Annotated in this window: 14 protein-coding genes and 1 pseudogene; 5 read left to right on the plus strand and 10 right to left on the minus strand. The window is 62.8% G+C overall.

Translation table 11 applies throughout. The features are described from left to right. From AC788_RS21770 to AC788_RS15290, 3 genes are all read left to right on the plus strand, one after another. Window positions 1-1,846: hypothetical protein (locus AC788_RS21770; RefSeq protein WP_161804303.1), on the plus strand; the 1,846-nt coding region annotated here is incomplete at its 5' end. 378 nt (window positions 1,847-2,224) lie between these two features. Continuing rightward, the gene (locus tag AC788_RS15285; protein WP_049861440.1) at window positions 2,225-3,415 is read left to right on the plus strand and encodes an ADP-ribosyltransferase; all 1,191 of its coding nucleotides are present in this window, start codon (window positions 2,225-2,227) and stop codon (window positions 3,413-3,415) included. A gap of 8 nt (window positions 3,416-3,423) precedes the next feature. Further along, window positions 3,424-3,789, plus strand: a complete 366-nt coding sequence (locus AC788_RS15290; RefSeq protein ID WP_049861441.1) for a DUF6508 domain-containing protein — start codon at window positions 3,424-3,426, stop codon at window positions 3,787-3,789. Between the two features lie 251 nt (window positions 3,790-4,040). Here AC788_RS15290 and AC788_RS15295 read toward each other — a convergent pair whose 3' ends face one another. The 10 genes from AC788_RS15295 to glnE all read right to left on the minus strand — a co-directional run bounded on the left by AC788_RS15295 (window position 4,041) and on the right by glnE (window position 18,679). Then, window positions 4,041-7,097, minus strand: a complete 3,057-nt coding sequence (locus AC788_RS15295) for a dermonecrotic toxin domain-containing protein (RefSeq protein ID WP_049861442.1) — start codon at window positions 7,095-7,097, stop codon at window positions 4,041-4,043. Between the two features lie 84 nt (window positions 7,098-7,181). Continuing rightward, window positions 7,182-8,159, minus strand: coding sequence for a PAAR domain-containing protein (locus AC788_RS15300; protein WP_049861443.1), 978 nt, complete (start codon window positions 8,157-8,159; stop codon window positions 7,182-7,184). A 152-nt stretch (window positions 8,160-8,311) separates the two neighbouring features. Beyond that, on the minus strand, window positions 8,312-9,742 hold the full coding sequence (locus AC788_RS15305; RefSeq protein WP_049861444.1) for a lipopolysaccharide kinase InaA family protein: 1,431 nt from the start codon (window positions 9,740-9,742) through the stop codon (window positions 8,312-8,314). Between the two features lie 160 nt (window positions 9,743-9,902). Continuing rightward, the gene (locus AC788_RS15310) at window positions 9,903-10,655 is read right to left on the minus strand and encodes a lipopolysaccharide kinase InaA family protein (RefSeq protein ID WP_049861445.1); all 753 of its coding nucleotides are present in this window, start codon (window positions 10,653-10,655) and stop codon (window positions 9,903-9,905) included. Next, window positions 10,652-11,386, minus strand: coding sequence for a lipopolysaccharide kinase InaA family protein (locus AC788_RS15315; protein WP_049861446.1), 735 nt, complete (start codon window positions 11,384-11,386; stop codon window positions 10,652-10,654). Before AC788_RS15315 ends, AC788_RS15310 begins: the two co-directional genes overlap by 4 nt. Beyond that, entirely contained in the window at window positions 11,386-12,192 is an 807-nt protein-coding gene (rfaP, locus tag AC788_RS15320) for a lipopolysaccharide core heptose(I) kinase RfaP (protein WP_049861447.1), read from the minus strand. The genes AC788_RS15315 and rfaP overlap by 1 nt, the downstream gene beginning before the upstream one ends. Then, entirely contained in the window at window positions 12,189-13,310 is a 1,122-nt protein-coding gene (locus AC788_RS15325) for a glycosyltransferase family 4 protein (protein WP_049861448.1), read from the minus strand. The genes rfaP and AC788_RS15325 overlap by 4 nt, the downstream gene beginning before the upstream one ends. Further along, window positions 13,310-14,374, minus strand: coding sequence for a lipopolysaccharide heptosyltransferase I (gene waaC, locus AC788_RS15330; RefSeq protein ID WP_049861449.1), 1,065 nt, complete (start codon window positions 14,372-14,374; stop codon window positions 13,310-13,312). The genes AC788_RS15325 and waaC overlap by 1 nt, the downstream gene beginning before the upstream one ends. 1 nt (window position 14,375) lies before the next feature. Continuing rightward, window positions 14,376-15,425 (minus strand): lipopolysaccharide heptosyltransferase II, encoded by a 1,050-nt coding sequence (gene waaF, locus AC788_RS15335; RefSeq protein ID WP_049861450.1) that lies wholly within the window; start codon window positions 15,423-15,425, stop codon window positions 14,376-14,378. 224 nt (window positions 15,426-15,649) lie between these two features. Next, complete coding sequence (gene glnE / locus AC788_RS15340) at window positions 15,650-18,679, minus strand: bifunctional [glutamate--ammonia ligase]-adenylyl-L-tyrosine phosphorylase/[glutamate--ammonia-ligase] adenylyltransferase (RefSeq protein ID WP_049861451.1); 3,030 nt, start codon at window positions 18,677-18,679, stop codon at window positions 15,650-15,652. 382 nt (window positions 18,680-19,061) lie between these two features. On the opposite strand from glnE, the gene aceE reads away from it, so the two are divergent. Next, a complete protein-coding gene (gene aceE, locus AC788_RS15345) occupies window positions 19,062-21,707 on the plus strand; it encodes a pyruvate dehydrogenase (acetyl-transferring), homodimeric type (protein ID WP_049861452.1) in 2,646 nt (881 codons plus the stop codon). An 11-nt stretch (window positions 21,708-21,718) separates the two neighbouring features. After that, window positions 21,719-23,675: pseudogene (gene aceF, locus AC788_RS15350) on the plus strand (dihydrolipoyllysine-residue acetyltransferase). Window positions 23,676-23,963: the final 288 nt, after the last annotated feature.

Genomic DNA, 23,963 nt, shown 5'->3' on the forward strand with positions numbered 1-23,963 from the left:
GACCGTGGTGGGCGTGCCGAACAACCTGCCCAAGCCGACCACCGAGCCGGTGTTTCAAGGCGGCGAGATCGACCCCGGCGCGGTCGGCCCGACCTTCAAGGTGGTGGTGGAACCCAACCCCGTCCTCGTACCCGGCGACAGGTTGACCATTTACTGGGAGGGCCGACCTGGTGCCAGTACGTCCATTACCAACCAGCCATTTCCAAGCTCGGGCAACCTGGAAGTCACGTTGGCCAGTGATCCTTACATCGCTGGCAATAGCAATGGCTACGTGGAGGTTTGGTACGAGGCCACCCGCAACAGCCAGCCGGTGGGCAGCTCGCAGCGGTTGCAGCTGCATGTCGGGGCGGCGGCGGAACGGCCTTGGCCGTTACCGAAAATAGTGGATGGGACCAACAGCGAGGTCAGTACCTGGCAACCGATCAAGCCCGGCACATCGTATGAAACCAACACCGCCACGGTGGTGGTGCGTGATGCCCGGATTCTGGAAAACGACACCGTTGCCGTGCTCTGGTTCTGGCCCGATGGTCAGAACGAGGCGTTGCCGTGGGTGCTAGCTACCGTGGGCGAGGGGCGAGTGTCGGTGCCTTCGACGGTGCTGGCACTCGGCCTTGGCCAGACGGTGCAGGTAGGGTATGTGATCTTCCGAGGCGCTGATCTGACGGTAGTAGGCACTTCGCAAATGCTGAGCCTGCGTCTGGAGAACTTCCGCCCCGGCACTTTGAAGCCACCACGAATCGAGCAGGCAGCAGGCAACCTGCTGGATCTTAATACCTTCACTGGTGATGGAATCGTAGCTGTGGACCCATGGCCCTTGATCGCCGCAGATCAGATGTTCTGGTTGCGGATCAATGGCCTACAAGATGATGGAAGCGAGTACGACGAGCGGTTGGTTGGGCCCTATACGGTGCAGCCTAGCGAGGTTGCTGTCGGGATACAACGAAGTGTCCCAGAAGCGATGTTATTGAGAACGGAGAATGGCGTTGAGCTTGTAGTGCGAATGAGCGTAGCCATGAATGGTAGCCAAATTGAGGAAGAAGCAATCATGTTTCCACATGCGAAGGTAGTGCTCAAACAACTTGAGCTAGGTTTGACTGCGCCCACCGTTGAACACCAAGCGGATGGGCGTTTGGATCCTGATCTGATTCCAGCTTCAGGGGTCAAGATCACCGCCGCTTATTCAGGAATGAAAACAGGCCAATGGGTAAGCGCGGTATGGGCTGCTGTAGGGGCTGCTCCGCTCATTCTTGGCCCCAGGGAAATTACACAGGTCGGCAGCGTGGATTTCACAGTTCCCAAACAGACAGCGCTAGAGAGTCTAGGCCTTTCCGTTGGAGCAGCTATTGTTGTTTCGCGTGTGAATAGTGGCTTGAAAGAGACATCGCCAATATTGCCATTCTTGGTCGGTTCAGGGGAGCCTTCGACACCGCCAGGTACGGGGGACTTTGAGAACGTAGAACTCGGCCCCGCCCCTTCACCTTTGGAGCTGCGTGACTTCATTATCACGCGCGATAATGGGGTAACGGGCATGATTAAAGGTGCCCCCTCCGGGGGAGGCTCTTCCATTCAAGGTAGATGCTATGCCGTTACAAACTCTGGCTCGGGTGCAGTGACATGTCTACTGAGATCACCAACCCGAAAAGGCTTTAGCTTTAGTTTCTTGAATTCAGTCGGCAATCAAATTACCGTTGAAGTTCTATATGAGTTGTCCACTGTCGATAAGTCCAACCTTGGCGGCACGATTACCGTTAGAGGCGACACGAACCTAGGTGCAGTACATGGGTTTAGGCTGAGGCCTATGAATGGCTACGAAGCCTATATTGACAATCTGAAGCTGCATGACTGACAGTTACTATACCATGTTGCTCCGATTGTTTAGGAAGTCCAAAGTAGATTCCTGTTTTTGGGCGGAAGAGCCATCGGCGATTTCAAAAAGGTAGGAATCTGTCGATCAGCTAATATTTTCGCCGCGAAGTAGTATTTTCTATCAAGAGCATTGCACCATTGATCTGCAGGCGAATGATTGCCGTTGATGCAGCTGTCCATTATGCCAAGTTGCTGTCAAGCGCTTAGACCAAGTCGTACGGACCTTGGCTAAAAATATACAGGATTAAACCCTGAATATTTTTAGCCCTCCACCGGTTACTTTGCTTTTACCCAAGTGGGCAGGAGTGGTTCGAGCGAAAATTTTTAGGCCTTTACATTTAGGAATTAGGCTCTAACCATGGAATTTCTAGACCACACCCCCGTCGACCACTTCGGCACCGACGCACGCCAAGTCACTCTCAACCGTGGCGACTTGCTGAGTTTGTATAACACCCCGGTGGACTACCTCATGGTGTCCAGTCGGCCGCGTGATTACGATCCGGCGCAAGGCGGCTGGATCGAGCAGTTGTACGGTGCGGGTATTGCGGTGGCCGATCTGGAGCGGTCGCCGGCGGTGGACTTTCGTCCGCACCTGCCCTGCTGGATTTCTACCGTTGCGCCGGCTGCGGCAGGCTGGCCATTCAAGCGGCTGCTGGTGTTCGAGCCTGAGGATGCTGCCAAAACGGCGGGGCGTGATGTCTGGATGGCGTTTCAGGCGCTGCGCCTGTTCACCGGCGGCGACGGTTGTGCACGGGTTGCCGCCACGGTGCTAAATACCGCTCCGGGGGAGGCCGACCATGACGTGATGCTGCGCATGATGTTCTTCGCCAGCGTCAGCCTGGCGGCCCGTGGGCCATGGCCGGACATTGCGCTGTGTGTGGACGCGGAGCATCAGGGCAGTGCCCAGGCCCTGTTCGCGCAACTCAAGGGTCAGTATCAATCGCCACCGACCCAGGGCATCGGCAACCCGGCGTCGCCTGTTCTGCCTAGCGGTCAGGCGTCGTTACCGCAGGATGACCCGCTGCGCTGGACGCCTGCCGAGGTCGGGCTGACTCAGCGTCAGTACGCGCTGGTACAGGCCTACACGGGCAATTTGTATTGGTACGTGAACAGAGCGCTGCGGGCTGGGTCGGTGACTGACCCGTTGTTCGTGCAGTATCACGCCAGTATCGAAGGATTGAGCACGGCGCTGGGGCAGTTGCGTAATGCTGCGGGGGTCCCGGTCAAACGCTATTTGAATATCTTCGAGGGTATCGAAGATATCTACGCCACGACCCTGACGGTGGTGGAAGCCGCGTATTCCAGCACGACCAAGAACATTGGTTCACCTATCGTTGGCGACTATAACCTCCTGCTCAAACACTGGTTGGGCAAGGACGTGAGCGGTATATCGGTCGTGCCCAACGAGCAGGAAGTGTTGTTTGACTTCGGCATGCACCATCTCATCAGTGCCATCGACGAGACGGTGGAGGATGGCCGTATTCGGCTGTATCTGACCACTGATGAAGTATTGCCCAACACCGCCCATACGCTCTTCAACCATTTGTGAGGCACGCCATGTTCGCACTTCCTCCACCCTCACCGACCAGCGTGGATAAACTTCTGCAGGCATGGCCGGACACCCTTGCGCTGAGTGTCCTGGATTCGGACAGCAAGGCTGTTTTCTACGCCATTGGCGGGTTTCTCGATGTGATTTACCGTTCGGGGTTCTTCGCACCCTTTGATTGGCAATACGTGTTTAGTGACGCCGAGCTGGATGATGTGTCGAAATTGGAGCACGCAGGTCCGGGGGAGCTTCGTGCGCTGCTGGTGGCTAATGTGCGCAAGGATAGGTTTTGCGCTGGGCATCTGTTGCAATTGTTGCGTGATGGATATTTAGAGAAGGCGTTCGGGCGCCTCTTGGAACTGCGCAAGTCGATGTGATTGGCCTGGCGTGGGGAATGGTGTGGGGCCTCTGACGCGGCTCGCGCCGCTGCTACAGGGATTGGGGTTCGGCTCGGAAGTTGGGGTGGATCGGATGTAGCGGCGCGCCGCGTCAGGGGGCGTGGTTCGGGGCGGAAGTTGGGGTGGATTGAGTGTGGTACCCGCAGCCGGGTGTAGCAGCGGTGCGAGCCGCGTCAGCGAGGGCTCGAGGGGCTGACGCGACTGGCGTCGTTGCTACGGGGGCTGCGCCGTCAACGGGTGGTTTTCCAGGAATGCAGGTTGCCGACATCCACTTCCACCTTGCTGGCAAACGGGAAGTAATGCTCCACGCAGGCGGTCAGCTGGCGCTCGTAAGCCTGCGAGCTGATGCCCAATGATTGTTTGAGGTCGGCGCGCAGCAGCAGGTCGTAGTAGTCCGGGCGGGTTTCGCGCAGGACGTCGTCGAGCAGTTGCGGGCCGGTCATTTCGAAGGTGTCTTTGATGTACCGCCAGAAGGCCATGGTTTCGCGGGTACTGGCGCCCTTGTTCCGAACAGGCCGGGGTTCGGCGTAGAAATCGGGGTTGGCCTTGAACCGCGCCTGCATGGCGCGGGTGACGGCCTTGAGCACCGGGTTGTTGGCGTGGCTGGCAAACACGTGGCTGTTGTAGCCACTGTAGGGCACGTCGGCCAGCACCACGGCGTCGTCGAGCAGTACATCCTCGGGGCCGGCGTGCAGTTGCAGGTCGGCATGGACGGTGGTGAACCTGTTGTCCACGTCCATGTACAGCCCACCGTGGGCATCGATCAACGGGTAGCGCAGCACGTCGCTGGCAGCGGCATAGTTCCTGGCCTGGCCGTTGCGGCAGGCGCGGTACTGAGGGCCGCTGTCGCCCGCCAGCAGGGTCTGGAGGAAGTCCTGATCGGCCAGAGGCGTGATCGCCACGTCAGGCTTGTCGGCAAAGATGCCCTTGAGCTGCGTCAGCAGTGTTTCGCTTTCCAGGTCCACATGCAGGACCGTGCGCCAGCCTTGCATCGCTGCGGCGTTGCCCACCACATTGTCCAACAGGGCCTGGCTGGGCAGCTCGTGGCCTACCCAGATGTAATGCACCACCCGCGGGATCGCCGACGCGCCGGCAGGCGGTATGGGCAGAGGTGGCAGAACGATGCTCTTGGTGACGCGGGCCGCCGGTGCATCCTTCGCAGCGGCCTGCCATTGCAGGCGGTCGCCGCTGCACCATTCGCCTTCGGCGCTCAGCCACAGGTAGTCGGTGTTGCCCAGGTGGTTGAGGCGCCAGGTCTGTTCGTCGGCGTCGTACAGGGCCAGCAACGAGCCTCGGCTGGGGATGCGGACCATGTAGCGATCGAGGATTTTCTCCACGCCGTCCAGTGGTACGGTCACGCGAATCTGCGTGGCCAACGGCGGTACGTGGACGTCCCTGGCGAGGTCGGTGCGCAGTACATCCCAGGCGGTCACCTGCTGGGTCTCGACCATCGACGCTGCGGCGATGCGTTCACCTGGATGCCAAACACCTTTGGCGTCCAGGGTCAGCGGGATACATTCCTCACCGGCATAGGGGTTGAGCGGATCGACCACCGCCCATTGCTTGAGCGCGACCCTGTAGCGCACGCGATACAGCACATTCTGTACCTGGGCATAGATCTGGTTGCCCTGACGCACGTAGAGCCCGGCCATGGGGCCGCGGGTCTGGACCTGCAGGTCGCGGCCGCGGACCACGGCCGGGCGCCATTCGAGCAAGCGATTGGCGACGGACCCATGGCTGGGCGAAGGCGAGTCGCTGGAGGTGGAGGTGGAGGTGCTGGAACGGTCCTCGTCGCTGCCCAGATAGAGCGGATCGAAATCGTCGCCACTGCTGCTGCCACCGCTGGACGTATCACCGGTGTCCTCGACCACGCCGCCCCAGACGCTTTCGCCATCGGTTTCCAGTTCCAGTTGCATGCCCGCTTCTTCATACTCGCCGATGGCCGAAAGGTCGCCCAGCAAGGGCAGCGTGAGAAACACGTTCAAGGCTTGCAGCACCGCACCGCGAATGGCCTCGGAACGCTCCCGTTCGTTCACCGCGTTGATGGCCTTGTCGGCGTACAGCCCCACCGCGCCCAGGCCGGCAGCGATGGACAAGGCTGCAATCGGCCAGCCCATCATGCTGAAAATGCTGTACAGCTTGAACGAGGCTTCCAGATAACCCAGCCACATGCCTTTGCTGAGCCGATTGTTGGAAATCAGCAGGTAACTGGCATCGTTCTCCATGTCGGTTTTCAGGCAATCGGTCAGGAAGGTGAAGGCATAGCCGTCCAGTGTTTTTTCCCGTGCGTTGAGCCGGGTCTTGCGCTGGTTCCAAGGCGTGTTGGCGATGTCGCGCAGATGGCCTTGCAGGGTATTCCATTGGCCGTGCTTGTCGTGTTCCGGCCGCACGAATTGCTCGCCGAAACGCTTACGGCCTTCTTCGGTCGTCAGGTAGCTTTGCACCCACTCGTACATCTGCTCGGCGTCGGCAAAGGCGACGAAGGCTGGGTCCTGCATGGCGCAGTAGATGATCTCGCGGCCCGACGCGGTACGAAAGCGCAACATGGTGTGGCTGACGATGCCTTCGATATCGAAACTGTGCACCGTCGTGCTGGATGACATCGCCACATCGCCCATGAGCTTTTCCGGCCGGAAAGGCGTGCTGGAATCGTTCACCACGGCGGCATACACCTCGATGAAATCCTCGATGCGCAACAGGCCTTTCTGGCAGTTGAGGGTGGCGTTGCACAGCATGCTGAGCTTGGACACCATGCAGTACAAAGCATAGTTGTTGATCCAGAAGCCACGCACCTTGGAGGCGTAGTAGGCGGCGAAGTCGATGCGCCAGAAATACGCGTGCACCTGGCGCGGGTCCAGGCGGATTTCGTTGTGTTCGTTAAAGGCGTGAGCCGACTGATCGACACGGTAGAAACCGCCCATCTGCGCCAGCAGGTCGCTGTTGCGTTGCTGGTCCAGGTCGAAGCGGCGCATCACCAGTTCGACCAGCGTCATCGATTGCTTGGGTGCGCCGTAGTGCTCCCAGCCGGTGTAAGTGCGCGAGCTGGAGTTGGCCGAGTCGAACCAGTGCCAATGCACCTGGTGAGGGTCCAGATCGAACAGCCCTGCCCTGACCAGCACCTGCCGGGCGATCTGCAGCGCGGCACGCTCGATGTCAGGGTACTGCTGCATCAAGTCAGTGATCCTGCTTTCCCAGAAGAGAATGTTGGAGACGATGGGATCAGGCAGAACGGTATTGTTGTCGGTAACGGTCGCTGGGGTGGTGGAGGTGGATTCCGGTTCGCTCATGGTCTTGCCTCACGGGTTCGGGAGGCCTAGCTTAAGCAGCCGCGCAAGCAGGTCTGCCTACATGGTTGGCACCCGCAGCGGGGACTAGGCTGAAGCATGAGCAGATGCGCCGGACTGTCGCAGACGTGAGCCGCAGCGATGCTCGCGCCTGCCGGCACCCCAACCGTGCTGGTCGGCGGCGAGAATCACGCTGAGCAGCGCCTTGCCCGTCACGACGCCTTCGGGATAGCGCTTGTAGAGCTCCACGCCGATATTGATCGCCAGGCGATCGGCGGGAGTGCGCCAGTGGCGCAAGGTGCGGCGCTGCTCCAGGGGGGTGTGCTCATCGATACCGTCGACCAGCTCGCCGGGACGAAGCCCCACTGCCATGCCCAGGTAGCCGTAGTGGATACCTGCCCAAAGACCGACGTGATAGAGGTAGCGGCCTTGCTTGTGCCAGGTGGAGCCTTGCAACTGCGCAACCTTGGCACGGTAATTCCACTCGCGGTTGTCGTCCATCTGCTCGACCCACAGGGCCACGGCTTCGTCCCTGCAAGCCTTGGCCACTACCTGAGGGTCGCGCGCCCACAAGCGTGCGTGCCAGGGCAGCGCCTTGTAGGTGCGCGTGTCCTGGGTGGCATCGTAGCGATTGAGCTGGCCGATCTTGGCGATGGTCGGGTGGCGGACGTTGCCGTTGATTTCGCTCGCCAGGTAGGTGGTGATCGACAGCAGCTGGTCTGGATGGCCACAGTTCAACGCCGTATCCGGCCGTGGCAAGACCGCCGGCCGGGCTTTGACCTTGCGTACGGACTCGTACTGGGCGCTGAACGACGACGGGATCAGCAGCGCATTGCACTGGCAACTGCTGGTGCTGTCGAGACTGCCGGCGACGCGCCGACCGTTACTCTTGAGTTGGTCGACGCCGCCGACGATGTGAAATTCGCCCGTGCTCTTGCCGCACGACACGCGGTCGCCTTCACGCGAGCGCGGGACACCGAGCAAGGTGACGCTGCGTTCACCACCGAGGACCGTGCCGCCGCACGAGGTCTTGTCCCCCAAACGGATGAAGTACCCTACTGTCATGTCTGAATCCCCTGCTCTGCCCATGGCCCGCGAGGGACCGCAAAACGACAAGAGTTTCCGGGAGTAATGGACGGACGTATGTAGGACCCATCCGACGCTGATGCGGGATGAATCCTAATTTCGTGGAACGGACGGCACCGCAGCGCTATGTCCTAGGGCAAACGTTGATCCAGCAGGGTGCGCACGGCACTGCCTTCGGGCCAGTTGCGCAGCAACCTTTCGCGGTCGCGTTGGTGGGCAGGGGCGAAGCTGCTGTCACTGCCGTGTTGCTGCACGGCGTCCAGGTCGATCAGGGCCCAGCGGCCGTTGTGCCAGAACAGGTTGTGACCCTTGAGGTCGCCATGGCTGATGCGCTCGCGGCTCAGGTCGGCGAACAGTTGGTCCAGGGCCAGCAGTTGGGCTTCGGGCAGGTCGCCTGTGTCGACATGGGGAGCGAAGGCTTCGATCAGGTCCGGGCCACTCAGGTGCTCGGTCACCAGGTAGGCCTCGCGGCGTAGCCACAGCACACGTTTTTCCAGCACGCCCAGGGGCTTGGGTGTGGCGATGCCGAGGAACAGCAGGCGGTTGCCCTCGACCCAGGAGTGCCAGGCACGGCTTGGGCGCCAGAAGCGCTTGCCCCAGTGCAGCAGGTTCTTGATGTTGTAGCGCTTGATCAGCAGGTCGCGGCCCTGGCTGTGAACACAGCCGACCGTGGCAGCGCCGCCAGTTTTGTAGATGTGGCCTTGTTCGAGCAGGGCGTCGGCACGCTCCAGCACGGGCAGCATGGCGGTTTCTTCTTCGCGGCGCACGGCACGCAGGCTGGAGGCGTTGTCCTGGACACTGAACAGGCTGCAGTCGCGACCGACTTTGCCCAGATAGTCCTTGAGGCGCCAGGCGCGGACCTTGTCGATCTGCTTCTGCAGCGCTTCCATGGGCAGGCCGTGCTCGCCATTGGCCAGCAGGTAGTACACCAGCAGCTCTTCGGTGAAGGGTTCCAGGTGCTTGGGTAACTGAGCGAAGAACACACCGAGGTTTTCCAGCACCTTTTGCCGCGACAGGGGCTTGCCGGGCTCTTCGACCTGGATACCGGCGCCGTCGATCAGGTACACCTGACCGTTGTGGCGCAGCAGGTTGTCCAGGTGCAGGTCTTGTTGCCACAGGCCTTTGCCATGCATCTGGCCGATGACGCCGAGGGCTTCGCTGAGCACGGCGCTTTGTCCGTCGGCCAGGGGTGGCAGGGTTTCCACGCGGGCCCATTCGTCGGCCAGGCTGTGGGCGTTTTCCAGGTACTCGAACAGCAGCCAGCCGCCCTCGCCTTCCTGCAGGCCGTCGGCGAGCAGTTGCGGGGTGCTCAGGCCCTGTTCGGCGAGCAGGCGCACGCCGGCCAGTTCGCGCTGGAAATGCCGGGCGGCCTTGCTGCCGACCAGGAGTTTGGCCAGCACGGTGCGGCCCCGCCAGACACCGGCACCCACGTAGCGCTGGCCGGGCAGAACGCGCAGCAGGGTCAGCAGTTGCAGCTCGGCAGGACCGGCGGCGTCGGCCAAGGTGATGCTCAATGGCAGGGCTGGGGTGCGGCCGGCTTGGGTCAGTTCAGACAGGCGCATCGGCGGGCCTCTTGTTGGATGTGGCGGGAGCTGCTGGATGGGTGGGGGGCAGGGCTGGCCTCTTCGCGGGCAGAGCCCGCTCCCACAAAGAGCACATGCCGTGCATTCTTCTGTGGGAGCGGGCTCTGCCCGCGAAGAGGCCAGTTGCAGCAACACACATCTACCGCCCTTCCTTGTGACTGCGACGGCGGCTCAAGCGTTGAAGCCAGGCGTCGACCAGAGGGCTGGCTTCAGGCTGGGCCAGATACGCGGCGAGCAACACACGAATATCCGCCGCCTGCCAGCGCGGCGCGCGGCGCAGCAGCGGTTCCAGGTCCTTGGCGCGGTCGCGCTGGCCGAACAGCAATGGCCGGGTTTTTTCCAGGTCGATCAACTGCGCCTGGTACCCGCTCGCCGTGGCGCGCAGGAAAATGTGCTTGGGGTAGAAACAGCCATGTACCTGTCCTGCCGAATGCAGGATGCGCCCCAGCTCGCCGACTGCCACCAGCACCGCGCGGCGCGTATCGGGGGCCAGGGTCGGCCATTGCTGCAATACCGCGTCAAGGTCGGACCAGCCGTCCAGTGCGCGGGTCATGAGCATGGCGCGGGTGTCGCCCTGCACCTGCCGTTGACCGTAGAACACCGCCTGCAACGCCGGAATTCCCTGCTTGCGATAGCGGCTGATGTTGCGAAACTCGCGGGCAAAGGTCGGCTCGCCAAACGGTCGGGCCAGGGTCCGGGTCAGGTAGTTGCTCTGGCGCTTGAGGTAGAAGCCGCGGCCTTCCAGATCCAGGCGGTACACGCTGCTCCAGCCGCCACGACCGGTGTTGGGTTCATCCACGGCGTCCAGTTGCAGGTTCCACAATGCGTCGAACGCGGCCAGCCCGTGGCGCTCGAGCAAGGCGCGCTCCTCGCTGGCGATGAAGTCGCTCATTCGCGGCCCTCGAAGAATTTGTCGATCTTGCGCACGCGCAGCTTGTCCGACGCATTGAGCCTTTCGCGGCGGCGGTACTGCAGGTAGAAGCGCAAACGCTGGGTGTTGGACAGCTCGCGCTTGCCCAGTTTGTCCAGGCAGGCGAGGTCCTTGATGATGCGATAGCGCAGCATGAAGCTGCGCCAGAACGCACCATTGGGACAGTCGATGAAGTAAAGCACGTCCTTGTCGTCGACCAGCAGGTTGCGCCACTTCAGATCGTTGTGAGTGAAGTGGTTGTCGTGCAGGGTCCGGGTATGTTGCGCCAGCTGGCGGCTGATGTGATCGACCCAGGCACGGTTGCGCAGGCGTGGATCACCGCTTTGCGCCAGGTGATGCAGATCCTGGGTGTTGGGCAGTTCGCGAGTGATCAGCGCGCCGCGGTCATAGCTGGCGCCATTGCGCTCCAAGCCCCAGGCCACCACCTCGGCGGTCGGGATGCCCCACTTGGCGAAGCGCTTGAGGTTCTGCCATTCGGCCTTCACCCGCGGCTTGCCCAGGTGCGCGCGCAGGCCTTTGCCTGCGCCCACGTAGCGCTTAACGTAATAGGTCACCCCGCCGCGCTGGACGCGAATGACCTCGGACAACGGGTCGCGGGTCAGACGCTCGCCGGTCAGGGCGAACACCGCTTCCAGGCTGCCGAAGTCGGTCTGCAGGTGTTCGTAGCCTGCCTCCAGATTCCAGCCGGCCATCAGAGCGCGTCCCCGTAGCGTTGCTTGCGGTCGTACAACTTGTTTGCCTTGCCGTCGAGCCAGCCGAGCAGCTGCGCTTCGTCCTTGAGCACGCGGCGTAGCGGCTGCTGGAAATAGTCACGCAGAAAACGCAGCTTGTCGCGGCGCGTCAGGCCGATGTCCAGCGCCGAGAAATACAGCGCGGCCAGGTCCTTGTTGCGCCAGCGGCGGGTGATGCGCGGCCGCACCTGTGCGCGGTGCAGATCGATCACCGACAGCTTGAAATCCGTGGCCGTGACCGGCTTGTCGGTGTGCAGCAGAAAGTGGCAGATGTAGCAGTCGCGGTGATTCACCCCGGCGCGGTGCATCATGCCGACCAGGCGTGCCACCTCGGCGATCAGGGCGCGCTTGAGCGCAGGCTCGGGTGGCTGCTTGACCCAGTTCAGGCTCAGCACTTCCAGGTCGATGGTCGGCGCCAGCTCCTGGGTGATGATGAACGAATGCTGATCGGCGGGGTTACTGCCGCGCTCGCCGTAGGCCACCGCCGTCATGCTCGGCACGCCAGCTTGACGCAGGCGCTGAATCGCTTTCCATTCCTGGCCGGCGCCGAGCACCGGGAGCTTGGCGGTGAGCAGGTTCTTGGCGATCTCCGCCCAGCCGATGCCGCGGTGGATCTTGACGAAATAGCCCTTGCCATCGACTTCGGTGCGCAGCGTACGACGCGCTTCGAGCTCGCGGAACACTTCGCCTTGCAGCGCTTCGACGGCCACGAACGGATCGCATCCGGCCCACAGCGTCTTGAACGGCTCCTCGAGCACCAGTTTCATGGTCGCGCCTCCAGAATAACGTCGGCGGCGTGCTCGGGCATGCTGTAGATGTCGGCGCTGTCGGCGAATGCCAGGCCATTAGCCGACCAGGCGGCTCGCGCGTCATCGTCTTCGAGCATGCGCTGCAGGTAGCGATTGAGCTCTTCCTGCTCGAAGGGTTCGCTGAGCACCAGCCCGGCGTCGGCCTCGGCAATGTAATGGGCATAGCCACACACCGCCGACACCAGCACCGGCAGGCCAGCCACGGCGGCTTCGAGCAGTACGGTGCCGGTGTTCTCGTTGTAGGCCGGGTGGATCAGCACGTCGGCGCCGAGCAGGAAACGCGGGATGTCGCTGCGGCCCTTGAGGAACTGCACCCGGTCGCCCAGGCCGAGCGCTGCGCTCTGCACCTGGAACAGCTTGGGGTCGTCCTGGCCGATGACCATCAGCCGCACGCGCTTGCGCAACGCCGCCGGCAAGGCCGCCATGGCCTTGAGGCTACGATCCACGCCCTTGGTCTTGAACCCCGAGCCGATCTGCACCAGCAACAGCTCGTCGTCTTCGAGCATGAATTCACCGCGGAACTCGGCGCGGATCAAGGCCGCATCCGGCGGCGCACGGCGGTCCTGGGCAATGCCCGGCGGCAGCAGGTGGAAGCGCGCCAGCGGGGTGTCGTAATGCCTGATGAACAGCGGTTGCTGGACTTCGGAAATCATCAGGATTTCGGTCCTGGCGTCGCGCCCGAACACTGCGCGTTCGTAGTCGGCGAAATGCTTGTAGCGACCCCAGTAGCGGTACAGCGAATGGCGCAGGTTCTGCGCCTTGTCTTCATAGCAGCCATCGGCGGCGTAATAGACATCCAGGCCGGGCATCTTGTTGAAACCGATCAGGCGGTCGACCGGACGCTTGGCCAGGTCGGCCTGCATCCAGCTCAGCAGTTTCTCGTTGCGCCGATGGTTGAAGAACGCCTTGACCGGCGCGACCTGCACCTCGAAGCCTTCGGGCACCTCGCCCTCCCAGATCAGCGTGTAGACGCGGATGCTGTGGCCACGGCGCTGGCATTCCAGGGCAATGCGCATGAAGTCGCGCTGCAGGCCACCGAAGGGAAAATATTTGTAAAGCACGAATGCCAGTTGCATCAACGAAGATCCTCGGCCAGTAACACGGCGCTCAATCGGCTTGCCACGCGCTCGGGATTGAGCCGGGTGAAACACAGCGGCCACTCGCGTTTGAGATCGAACCGACGCTGGTCATCCGGCGTCGGCTGGTAGGTACATTTTTTCTGCATGCAGGGTGCGCACGACGGGTAATCGCTGGCCAGGTGGACCTGGCTGCGGCCGTAGGCGCCGGTCAGGCCGACGTTGGTCGGCCCGAACAGGGAGATGGTCGGCACGTCCAGGGCGGCGGCCAGATGACCAAGGCCGGTGTCGACCGCCACGCAGGCACGGGCCTCGGCCAGGGTCTGCGCCATCCCGGCCAGATTCAACCTGGGCAGCACGACGCAGTTCTTCAGGCCGGCGGCAATGCGTTGCGCGCGCGCCTGTTCGGCTTCGTTGCCCCACGGCAAGCGCACCTGGATGTGAGCATGGCCAAGGCGTTCGGCCAGCTCGCGCCAGTAGATTTCCGGCCAGTGCTTGGTGTCCCAGGTGGTGCCGTGCAGGAACACCACGAACGCCGGGCCTGGGATCAGATCACGCCATTGCAGACGGTTGAGGCCATAATCGCCAGTGCCTTCGGGCAGGTCGTAGCCCAACGCCAGGGCGAACAGCTGGCGCACGCGTTCGACCGCATGCTGGCCGCGCGCGACCGCCAGACGCCGATGATAGAACCGACTGGCCAGGCCTTCGCGCGCCGAGCCCTTGTCGAGGCCGGCCACCGGGGCCTTGACCAGGCGTGTGAGCCAGGCGCTCTTGAGCAACCCCTGGGCATCGATCACCAGGTCGTAGCGGTTGGCGCGCAGGCGCTGACGCAGTTGCTTGAACTCGCCACTCTTGTAGGCCTGCCAGAGGTTCTTGCGCCAGCGACGGATGGCCACCGGAATGACCGTGTCCACGGCCGGATGCCATTTCGGAATCTCGGCGAAGCCCTCCTCCACCACCCAGTCGAAACGGATGCCCGGCACGGCTCGGGCCGCATCGGTCAGGGCCGGAAGGGTATGAATGACGTCGCCCATGGACGAGGTCTTGATCAGCAGTACCCGCAATTCATTCCGCCTTGACTGTCAGTTCGACCGTGGCCGGCCCTTCCACCTGCTGCAACGCATCGGCAACCCGCTGGGGTTCCAGCAGGCGCAGGCAATTGTAGTGGCCGAAGCGGCAGGTGCGGTCGAAACACGGGCTGCAGTCCAGGCCCAGGCGTACCACTTCGACCTTTTCCGCCAAGGGTGGCGTGAAGCCGGGCGAGGTCGAGCCGTACACCGCCACCAGCGGTCGGTTGAGCGCGGCGGCCACGTGCATCAGGCCCGAATCGTTGGAAACCACGGCGTCGGCGCAGGACATCAGGTCGATGGCTTCGGCCAGGGCGGTCTCGCCGGACAGGTTATAGGCTTCCTCGCGCAGGCCCGGAATCAGCCGCTCGCGAATGGCCTCGCCTACCGGGAAATCCTTCTTGGAACCGAACAGCCAGACCTGCCAGCCTTCGCGGATCTTGATCTCGGCCACTTCGGCGTAGTGTTCGGAAGGCCAGCGCTTGGCCTCGCCGAACTCGGCGCCGGGGCACAGGGCCAGTACCGGACGGTCCAGGGCCAGGCCGAACTTGGCCAGCGCGGCGTCGCGGCTGGCCGGGTCGATGCGCAGCTCGGGACGTGGATACGGCTGCGGCAGCAGAGCGCCGGGCTCGAAGGCCAGGGCCATGAAGCGTTCGATCATCAACGGGTAGCGTTGCTTGTCCAGCGTGCGCACGTCGTTGAGCAGGCCATAGCGAAACTCGCCACGCCAGCCGGTGCGTTTGGGGATGCCGGCGAAGAACGGCACCAGCGCCGATTTCAGCGAGTTGGGCAGCAGGATGGCCTGGTCGTACTGACCCTTGAGGCTTTTGCCGATGCGTCGGCGCGTGGCCAGTTCGAGCGCGCCGTGGCCGAGCGGAAAGCTCAAGGCCGCGCGCACTTGCGGCATGCGCTCCAGGATCGGGCGGCTCCATTCGGGTGCCAGCACGTCGATCAGGCAATCGGGGTGCCGTTGCTTGAGGCTCTGGAACAGGGTCTGTGCCATTACCATGTCACCGACCCAGCTAGGCCCAATGATCAGAATTCTCATAGTTTTCCAGAACAGTCAGTCGGGTGGTGCTGGTTTGCAGGTTCCAGTGGGGTGTCAGTGAGGGCCCTTTCGCGGGCAGAGCCCGCTCCCACAGTGACCCCATGTGGGAGTACCGTAGGAGCGGTCATTGGCCGCGAATCAGGCGCCGCGTGGTGCCGGAAGAACCGCGTGGCCTTTTCGCGGCCGCTGACCGCTCCTACAGGGGCACCATGGGAGTGCTGCTATCAGCTCAACCCCAGCTCACCCCAGATCCGCATCACCTCACGCCGTTCATCGGTGAACTGGTCGCCCGGGATCACCCCGGCCTGCTTCTGCAGGGCCTGGCGATGGGCGGCCGAGCGGTAGGCCTTATAGGCTTCGCGCAGCAATCCGGCATCGGCGGCGGGCAACAATCCGGCCTCTTCCAGGCCTTCGAGAATGCGAATGTTGTCGGTATAACGCAGCAGGTCCGGGTGTTTGCCCGACCACGCCAGAGCCGCGTATTGCACCATAAATTCGATATCGACGATACCACCGGCGTCCTGCTTGACGTCAAAGCGCTGGCCAGCTTCGAAGGCATTGGCGCCTCGCCCTGCCGCGGTCTGACGCGTGCCGAGGTTATCGCGCATCTTCGCACGCATGTCGCTGACCTCGGCACGCAAGGTGTCCAGGTCGCGTGGCTTGGCCAGCACGGCGCCGCGCACCTGCTCGAACGCTGCACCGGTCTGGCGACAGCCCACCAGCACCCGGGCGCGCACCAGGGCCTGGTGCTCCCAGGTCCAGGCCTCGGTCTGCTGATAGCGCGAGAACGCCGCCACCGAACTGACCAGCAGCCCCGCCGCGCCAGAGGGGCGCAGGCGCATGTCGACCTCGTACAACTGGCCGGAGTTGGTCTGCGCGGTCAGCAGGTGGATGATGCGCTGTCCCAGGCGGGTGAAGAACTGGGCGCTGTCGATCGGTTTGGCGCCATCGGTTTCCAGGCTCGGGTCGCCGTCGTGGATGAACACCAGGTCCAGGTCCGAGCCGTGCCCCAGCTCGATACCACCGACCTTGCCATAGCCGACGATGACGAACGCCGGATCGCAGTCGCTGCCATCGGGCCGTTTGGGTACTCCGTGGCGGGCCACGGTCTGACGCCAGGCCAGCGCCAGCACCTGCTCCAGAATCGCCTCGGCCAGCCAGGTCAGGTAATCGCTGACCTTCATCAACGGCAACCCACCGGCAATTTCCGAGGCCGCCACGCGCAGGTTGTGCGCCAGCTTGAAATGACGCAGCGCTTCCATCTGCTGTTCCAGGTCGTCCTCGGGGATGCGCGTGAGCCGTTCACGCAGCTCGGCCGCCAGCTCCGGTGCCAATGGCGGGTTGAACAGGCGCGCCTCGTTGAGCAATTCGTCGAGCAGCAAGGGGAAGCGGGCGATCTGCTCGGCGATCCATGGGCTGGCGGCGCACAGAGTCAGCAGGCGACGCAGCGCATCGGGGTTTTCCGTGAGCAGCACCAGGTACGCCGAACGCCGTGCCACGGCTTCCACCAGCGGCAAGACCCGCTCCAGGATCAGGTCCGGGTCGGCGTGTTCCACCGCCTGGGCCAGCAGCCGCGGGATGAAGGCATCCAGACGTTCGCGGCTCAGGCGCTGCATGGCGCGCAGTTGCGGGCTGGCGCGCAGGTCTTCGAGGCGCTTGAGGGCCTGGCGCGCGTCGCTGAAACCAGCTTCCTGCAGTTGTCGGCAGGCCGAATCGGCGTCGTGGGTTTCTTCCCACAACGGCAGCCATTCGCCGCCGATGACCAGAGCATCGCTGGCCTCGGCGTCTTCATCCGGGTCAGCGATCACCTGCGCGAAATGCCAGGCGGTGCGGCTGCGCCAGTGCATCAGGCGCTCATGGAAGGCTGACCAGTCGGCAAAGCCCATCATGAAGGCAACGCGCGCACGGTCCAGCTCGTCATCGGGCAGCATCTGTGTCTGCCGATCGGCGATGGCCTGGATGGCGTGCTCGGTGTAACGCAGGAATTCATAGCCCTCGCGCAACTCATCGACCACCGCAGCCGGCAGGTAGCCCTGCCCCTCCAGGGTCGCCAGCACCTTGAGCAAGGGTCGCTGCTGCAGGCTCAGGTCACGCCCGCCGTGGATCAGTTGGAACGCCTGGGCGATGAACTCGATTTCGCGGATGCCACCGGAGCCCAGCTTGATGTTGTCGGCCATGCCCTTGCGCCGTACTTCCTGCTGGATCAACTGCTTCATGGTGCGCAACGCGTCAATGGCCGAGAAGTCCAGATACCGGCGGTAGACGAACGGTCGTAAAAGGTCGAGCAACTGCGCACCGGCCTGCTGGTCACCGGCCACCACGCGCGCCTTGATCATGGCGTAGCGTTCCCAGTCGCGCCCCTGGTCCTGGTAATACTGTTCCAGCGCGTTGAAGCTGAGCACCAGAGCGCCGGACGAGCCATAGGGGCGCAGGCGCATGTCGACGCGGAAGACGAAACCGTCGACGGTGATCGGGTCCAGGGCCTTGATCAGGCGCTGGCCGAGCCGGATGAAGAACTCCTGATTGTCGAGCGGACGCTTGACCCCTTGGGTTTCGCCGCCTTCGGGGTAACCGAAGATCAGGTCGATGTCGGACGACAGGTTCAGCTCCACCGCGCCCAGCTTGCCCATGCCCAGCACGACCATGTGCTGTTGCTCGCCGCTGCGCCGGCCCATGGGCGTACCGAACTGCTGGCAGTGGCGCGGGTACAGCCATTGGTAGGCCTGGTCGATGCAGGCGTCGGCCATGTCCGACAGGTCGCGGCAGGTCTGTACCAGGTCGGCCAGGCGGTTGAGGTCGCGCCAGATGATGCGCACCTGTTGCCGCGCACGCTGGCGGCGCAGGGTGCGCGCCAGTTCGTCTTCACTGTTTGCCTGGGCCAGGGCCTGGGCGATCTGTTCGCGCAGTTCACCAGGCTTGAAGGGCCGGTCCAGATCGCCGCTGGCGATGAGGTCGAGCAGCATGGCGGGGTTCTGGATGGCTTGCTGCAGGACGAAGTCGCTGGCTGTGGTGACGCGGTCCCATTGTTGCCAGCGGTCGGTGGGCCAGTCCAAAGGTGTGGTGACGGGGAGGGCCTCTTCGCGGGCAGAGCCCGCTCCCACATGAATCCCAGTAGTGCCATGGAGAGTGTGGGAGCGGGCTCTGCCCGCGAAGAGACCCTCAGCCGCCACCACAGCCGCCTGGAACGACTCGCGATTGCGCGACACCAAAGGCATGAGAACGGCCGGAATTTCGACCAGCAAAGGCAGGTTCATGGTCTATCCTTGTGCAGCGTGAAGAGCCCAGTAAAGGTCTGTATAGACAGGTTCATCTGTCCCTGAACTGTCGAACAAAGGTGATAAATAGCTAAATCCCGACTGAACTTGGCAGAATTATCTCCAGCACAGCCTGCAGTCGAATACATTCGATCACAGGTTGCGATGCAAGCCACAACCGGACAGGGGGCCAAAAGCCTGTATCCTGTGTTTCCCCCGCTGCCCTCCACCCGCAAGGGCATGAAAAGGGCAGGGATTTGTAGTAAAACTACAGCGCGCCGGAAAAGCTGCCGGTAATCCAAGAATTCAATATCGTCTGCCCACAAGGCCAGTCGCAAACTCAGGCTTCGATTCTGGAAGCCTTTCCGCCCTGGAGCAAGCCATGCAAGACCTCGATCCCGTCGAAACCCAGGAATGGCTGGATGCCCTGGAGTCGGTCCTCGACAAAGAAGGCGAAGACCGCGCTCACTACCTGATGACCCGCATGGGTGAGTTGGCCACCCGCAGTGGCTCACAACTTCCTTACGCCATCACCACGCCGTACCGCAACACCATCCCCGTCACCCACGAAGCACGCATGCCTGGCGACCTGTTCATGGAACGCCGCATTCGCTCGTTGGTGCGTTGGAACGCACTGGCGATGGTGGTCCGGACCAACCTGCGCGACCCGGATCTGGGCGGCCACATCTCCAGCTTCGCCTCCAGCGCGACCCTGTACGACATCGGCTTCAACTACTTCTTCCAGGCGCCGACCGACGAACACGGCGGCGACCTCATCTACTTCCAGGGCCACGCCTCGCCTGGTGTCTACGCACGCGCCTTCATGGAAGGCCGCATCAGCGAAGACCAGATGAACAACTTCCGCCAGGAAGTGGACGGCAAAGGCCTGTCCTCGTACCCGCACCCTTGGCTGATGCCTGATTTCTGGCAGTTCCCGACCGTTTCCATGGGTCTGGGTCCGATCCAGGCGATCTACCAGGCACGCTTCATGAAGTACATGGAAGCGCGCGGCTACATCCCGGCCGGCAAGCAGAAGATCTGGTGCTTCATGGGCGACGGCGAGTGCGACGAGCCCGAATCCCTGGGCGCGATCTCCCTGGCAGGCCGCGAGAAGCTGGACAACCTGATATTCGTCATCAACTGCAACCTGCAGCGCCTCGACGGCCCGGTTCGCGGCAACGGCAAGATCATCCAGGAACTCGAAGGCGTGTTCCGCGGCGGTGGCTGGAACGTCAACAAAGTGGTGTGGGGCCGTTTCTGGGACCCATTGCTGGCCAAGGACGTCGACGGCATCCTGCAGCGTCGCATGGACGAAGTCATCGACGGCGAGTACCAGAACTACAAGGCCAAGGACGGCGCGTTCGTCCGTGAGCACTTCTTCAATACCCCGGAACTCAAGGCCATGGTCGCCGACCTGTCCGACGACGAGATCTGGAAGCTCAACCGTGGTGGCCACGACCCGTACAAGGTCTATGCGGCCTACCATCAGGCGGTGAACCACAAGGAACAGCCGACCGTCATCCTGGCCAAGACCATCAAGGGCTACGGCACCGGTGCAGGCGAAGCCAAGAATACCGCGCACAACACCAAGAAGGTCGACGTCGACAGCCTGCGCAAATTCCGCGACCGCTTCGACATCCCGGTCAAGGACCAGGACCTGGAAAGCCTGCCGTTCTACAAGCCTGAAGAAGGCAGCGCCGAAGCGCGCTACCTGAGCGAGCGCCGTGCTGCCCTAGGCGGTTTCGTGCCGCAGCGCCGGGCCAAGAGCTTCAGCGTTCCGACCCCGCCACTGGAAACCCTCAAGGCGATCCTGGACGGTTCGGGCGACCGTGAAATCTCCACCACCATGGCCTTCGTGCGGATCCTGTCGCAGCTGGTCAAGGACAAGGAAATCGGTCAGCGCATCGTCCCGATCATCCCGGACGAAGCACGTACCTTCGGTATGGAAGGCATGTTCCGCCAGCTGGGCATCTACTCTTCCGTCGGCCAGCTGTACGATCCCGTCGACAAAGACCAGGTGATGTTCTACCGCGAGGACAAGAAGGGCCAGATCCTCGAGGAAGGCATCAACGAAGCCGGCGCCATGTCGTCGTTCATCGCTGCTGGTACCTCGTACAGCAACCACAACCAGCCGATGCTGCCGTTCTACATCTTCTACTCGATGTTCGGTTTCCAGCGTATCGGCGACCTGGCCTGGGCCGCCGGCGACAGCCGTACCCGTGGCTTCCTGATCGGCGGCACCGCCGGCCGGACCACCTTGAACGGCGAAGGCCTGCAGCACGAAGACGGCCACAGCCATCTGCTTGCCGCGACCATCCCGAACTGCCGCACCTATGACCCTACCTACGGCTACGAGCTGGCGGTGATCATTCAGGACGGCATGAAGAAGATGACCGAAGAGCAACAGGACATCTTCTACTACATCACCGTGATGAACGAAGCCTACACCCAGCCTGCCATTCCGGCCGGCGCCGAGGAAGGCATCATCAAGGGCATGTACCTGCTCGAGGAAGACACCAAGGAAGCGGCGCACCACGTCCAGTTGCTGGGTTCGGGCACCATCCTGCGTGAAGTCCGCGAAGCGGCGAAGATCCTGCGCGAAGAGTTCAACGTCGCAGCCGACGTATGGAGCGTCACCAGCTTCAACGAACTGCGCCGCGACGGCCTGGCCGTGGAACGCTCGAACCGCCTGCACCCTGGGCAGAAGCCGCAGACCACCTACGTCGAAGAATGCCTGAGCGGCCGTAAAGGTCCGGTCATCGCGTCGACCGACTACATGAAACTGTTCGCCGAGCAGATTCGTCAGTGGGTTCCTTCCAAGGAATTCAAAGTCCTGGGTACCGATGGCTTCGGTCGCAGCGACAGCCGCAAGAAGCTGCGTCACTTCTTCGAAGTGGACCGCAACTTCGTCGTGCTGGCTGCCCTGGAAGCCTTGGCAGATCGCGGCGATATCGAAGCCAAGGTGGTGGCCGAGGCCATCGTCAAGTTCGGTATCGACCCTGACAAACGCAACCCACTGAACTGCTGAGGAGATTTTTTGTGAGCGAACTCATTCGCGTACCTGACATCGGCAGCGGTGAAGGTGAAGTCATTGAATTGCTGGTCAAGGTCGGCGACCGCATCGAGGCCGAGCAGAGCCTGCTGACCCTCGAGTCGGACAAGGCCAGCATGGAAGTGCCGGCGCCCAAGGCGGGCGTCGTGAAAAGTATCAAGGTCAAGCTGGGCGACCGCCTGAAAGAAGGCGACGAACTGCTGGAGCTGGACGTCGAGGGTGCTGAAGAAGCGCCCCAGGCTTCCGAGCCTGCCGCCGAGCCAAAGATCGAAGAAAAAGCCGAAGCCAAACCGGCCGAGGCGCCCGCTTCGGCCCCGGCTGCCGCTTCGAGCCAGAATATCCACGTGCCGGACATCGGTTCGTCGGGCAAGGCGCAGATCATCGAGATTTCGGTGAAGGTGGGTGACACCGTCACCGCCGATCAGTCCTTGATCACTCTGGAATCGGACAAGGCGAGCATGGAGATCCCTTCGCCTGCCGCAGGCGTGGTGGAGAGCATCAGCGTCAACCTGAACGACGAAGTCGGCACCGGTGACCTGATCCTCAAGCTGACTGTCGAAGGCGCAGCCCCCGCTGCTGCCCCGGCCGCCGCTGCTCCCGCGCCTGCCGCGGCGGCGCCTGCACCGGCTGAAAAGCCGGCCGCAGCGTCTGCCGGCGACAGCGTGCAGGACATCCATGTGCCGGACATCGGTTCGGCTGGCAAAGCCAAGATCATCGAAGTACTGGTCAAGGCCGGCGACACGGTCGAGGCCGATCAATCGCTGATCACTCTGGAATCGGACAAGGCGAGCATGGAGATTCCTTCTCCGGCTGCCGGCGTGGTCGAAAGCATCAGCGTCAAGCTGGAAGACGAAGTCGGCACCGGCGATCTGATCCTCAAGCTGAAAGTGGCTGGCGCTGCCCCCGCGGCGCCTGCCCGGCGGCCGCCCCTGCCCCCGCGCCCGCCGAACCGACCCCCGCGCCCCCCCCGCCCCTGCTGCGGCCGCGGAAAAGCCTGCTGCCGCCCCGGCCAAGCCCGCCGGCGCCAAGGTTCAGGCCGGCCCGGCCGTTCGCCAGTTGGCGCGCGAGTTCGGCGTCGAATTGAGCGCGGTGAGCCCGACAGGCCCACACGGCCGCATCCTCAAGGAAGACGTGCAGGTCTACGTCAAGGCGATGATGCAGAAGGCCAAGGAAGCACCGGCCGCTGCGGCCGGCGCTACCGGTGGTGCGGGCATTCCGCCGATTCCAGTCGTCGACTTCAGCCGCTTCGGTGAAACCGAAGAAGTGCCGATGACCCGCCTGATGCAGGCCGGTGCCACCAACCTGCACCGCAGCTGGCTGAACGTGCCGCACGTGACCCAGTTCGACCAGGCCGATATCACCGAGCTGGAAGCGTTCCGCGTGGCGCAGAAAGCCGTGGCGGAAAAGGCCGGCGTCAAGCTGACCGTGCTGCCGTTGCTGCTCAAGGCCTGCGCGCACCTGCTCAAGGAACTGCCGGACTTCAATGCTTCGCTGGCCCCTAGCGGCAAGGCGATCATCCGCAAGAAGTACGTCAACGTCGGCTTCGCGGTCGATACGCCGGATGGCCTGCTGGTACCGGTGATCAAGAACGTCGACCAGAAGAGCCTGCTGCAACTGGCAGCTGAAGCCGCGGCCCTGGCTGAAAAAGCCCGGACCAAGAAGCTCTCGGCCGACGACATGCAAGGCGCCTGCTTCACCATTTCCAGCCTCGGGCACATTGGCGGCACCGGCTTCACGCCGATCGTCAACGCGCCGGAAGTGGCGATCCTGGGTGTTTCCAAGGCCACCATCCAGCCTGTTTGGGATGGCAAGGCGTTCCAGCCCAAGCTGATGCTGCCGCTGTCGCTGTCCTACGATCACCGCGTGATCAACGGCGCCGCCGCTGCCCGCTTCACCAAGCGTCTGGGCGAGCTGCTGACCGACATCCGTACCATGCTGCTGTAAGGCTGGCCGGATAAGAAAAACCCACCTCGCGGTGGGTTTTTTTTGCCCCGAATTTGACCCCGAAGTTCATTATTCGCACGCAACCCATACGGTAGATGCCTTCATCACCCGGTATTTTCGGATCCAATTCCAGAATTTTGTGCGCCTGCCGACAACATGGAAGCACCGAGCCACTGTATCGCTTGTAAGCCCGAGCGCCATGATGCAACCTTGCCCCACGCGCGAGCCTGTAGGGACCCCAGCCTGTAGGGATTGTTGTCTCTGCGCGACCAGTACTCTTGAAGCGAG

Source organism: Pseudomonas sp. RIT-PI-a, assembly GCF_001187875.1.
In the GTDB taxonomy this organism is placed as follows: Bacteria; Pseudomonadota; Gammaproteobacteria; order Pseudomonadales; family Pseudomonadaceae; genus Aquipseudomonas; species Aquipseudomonas coleopterorum.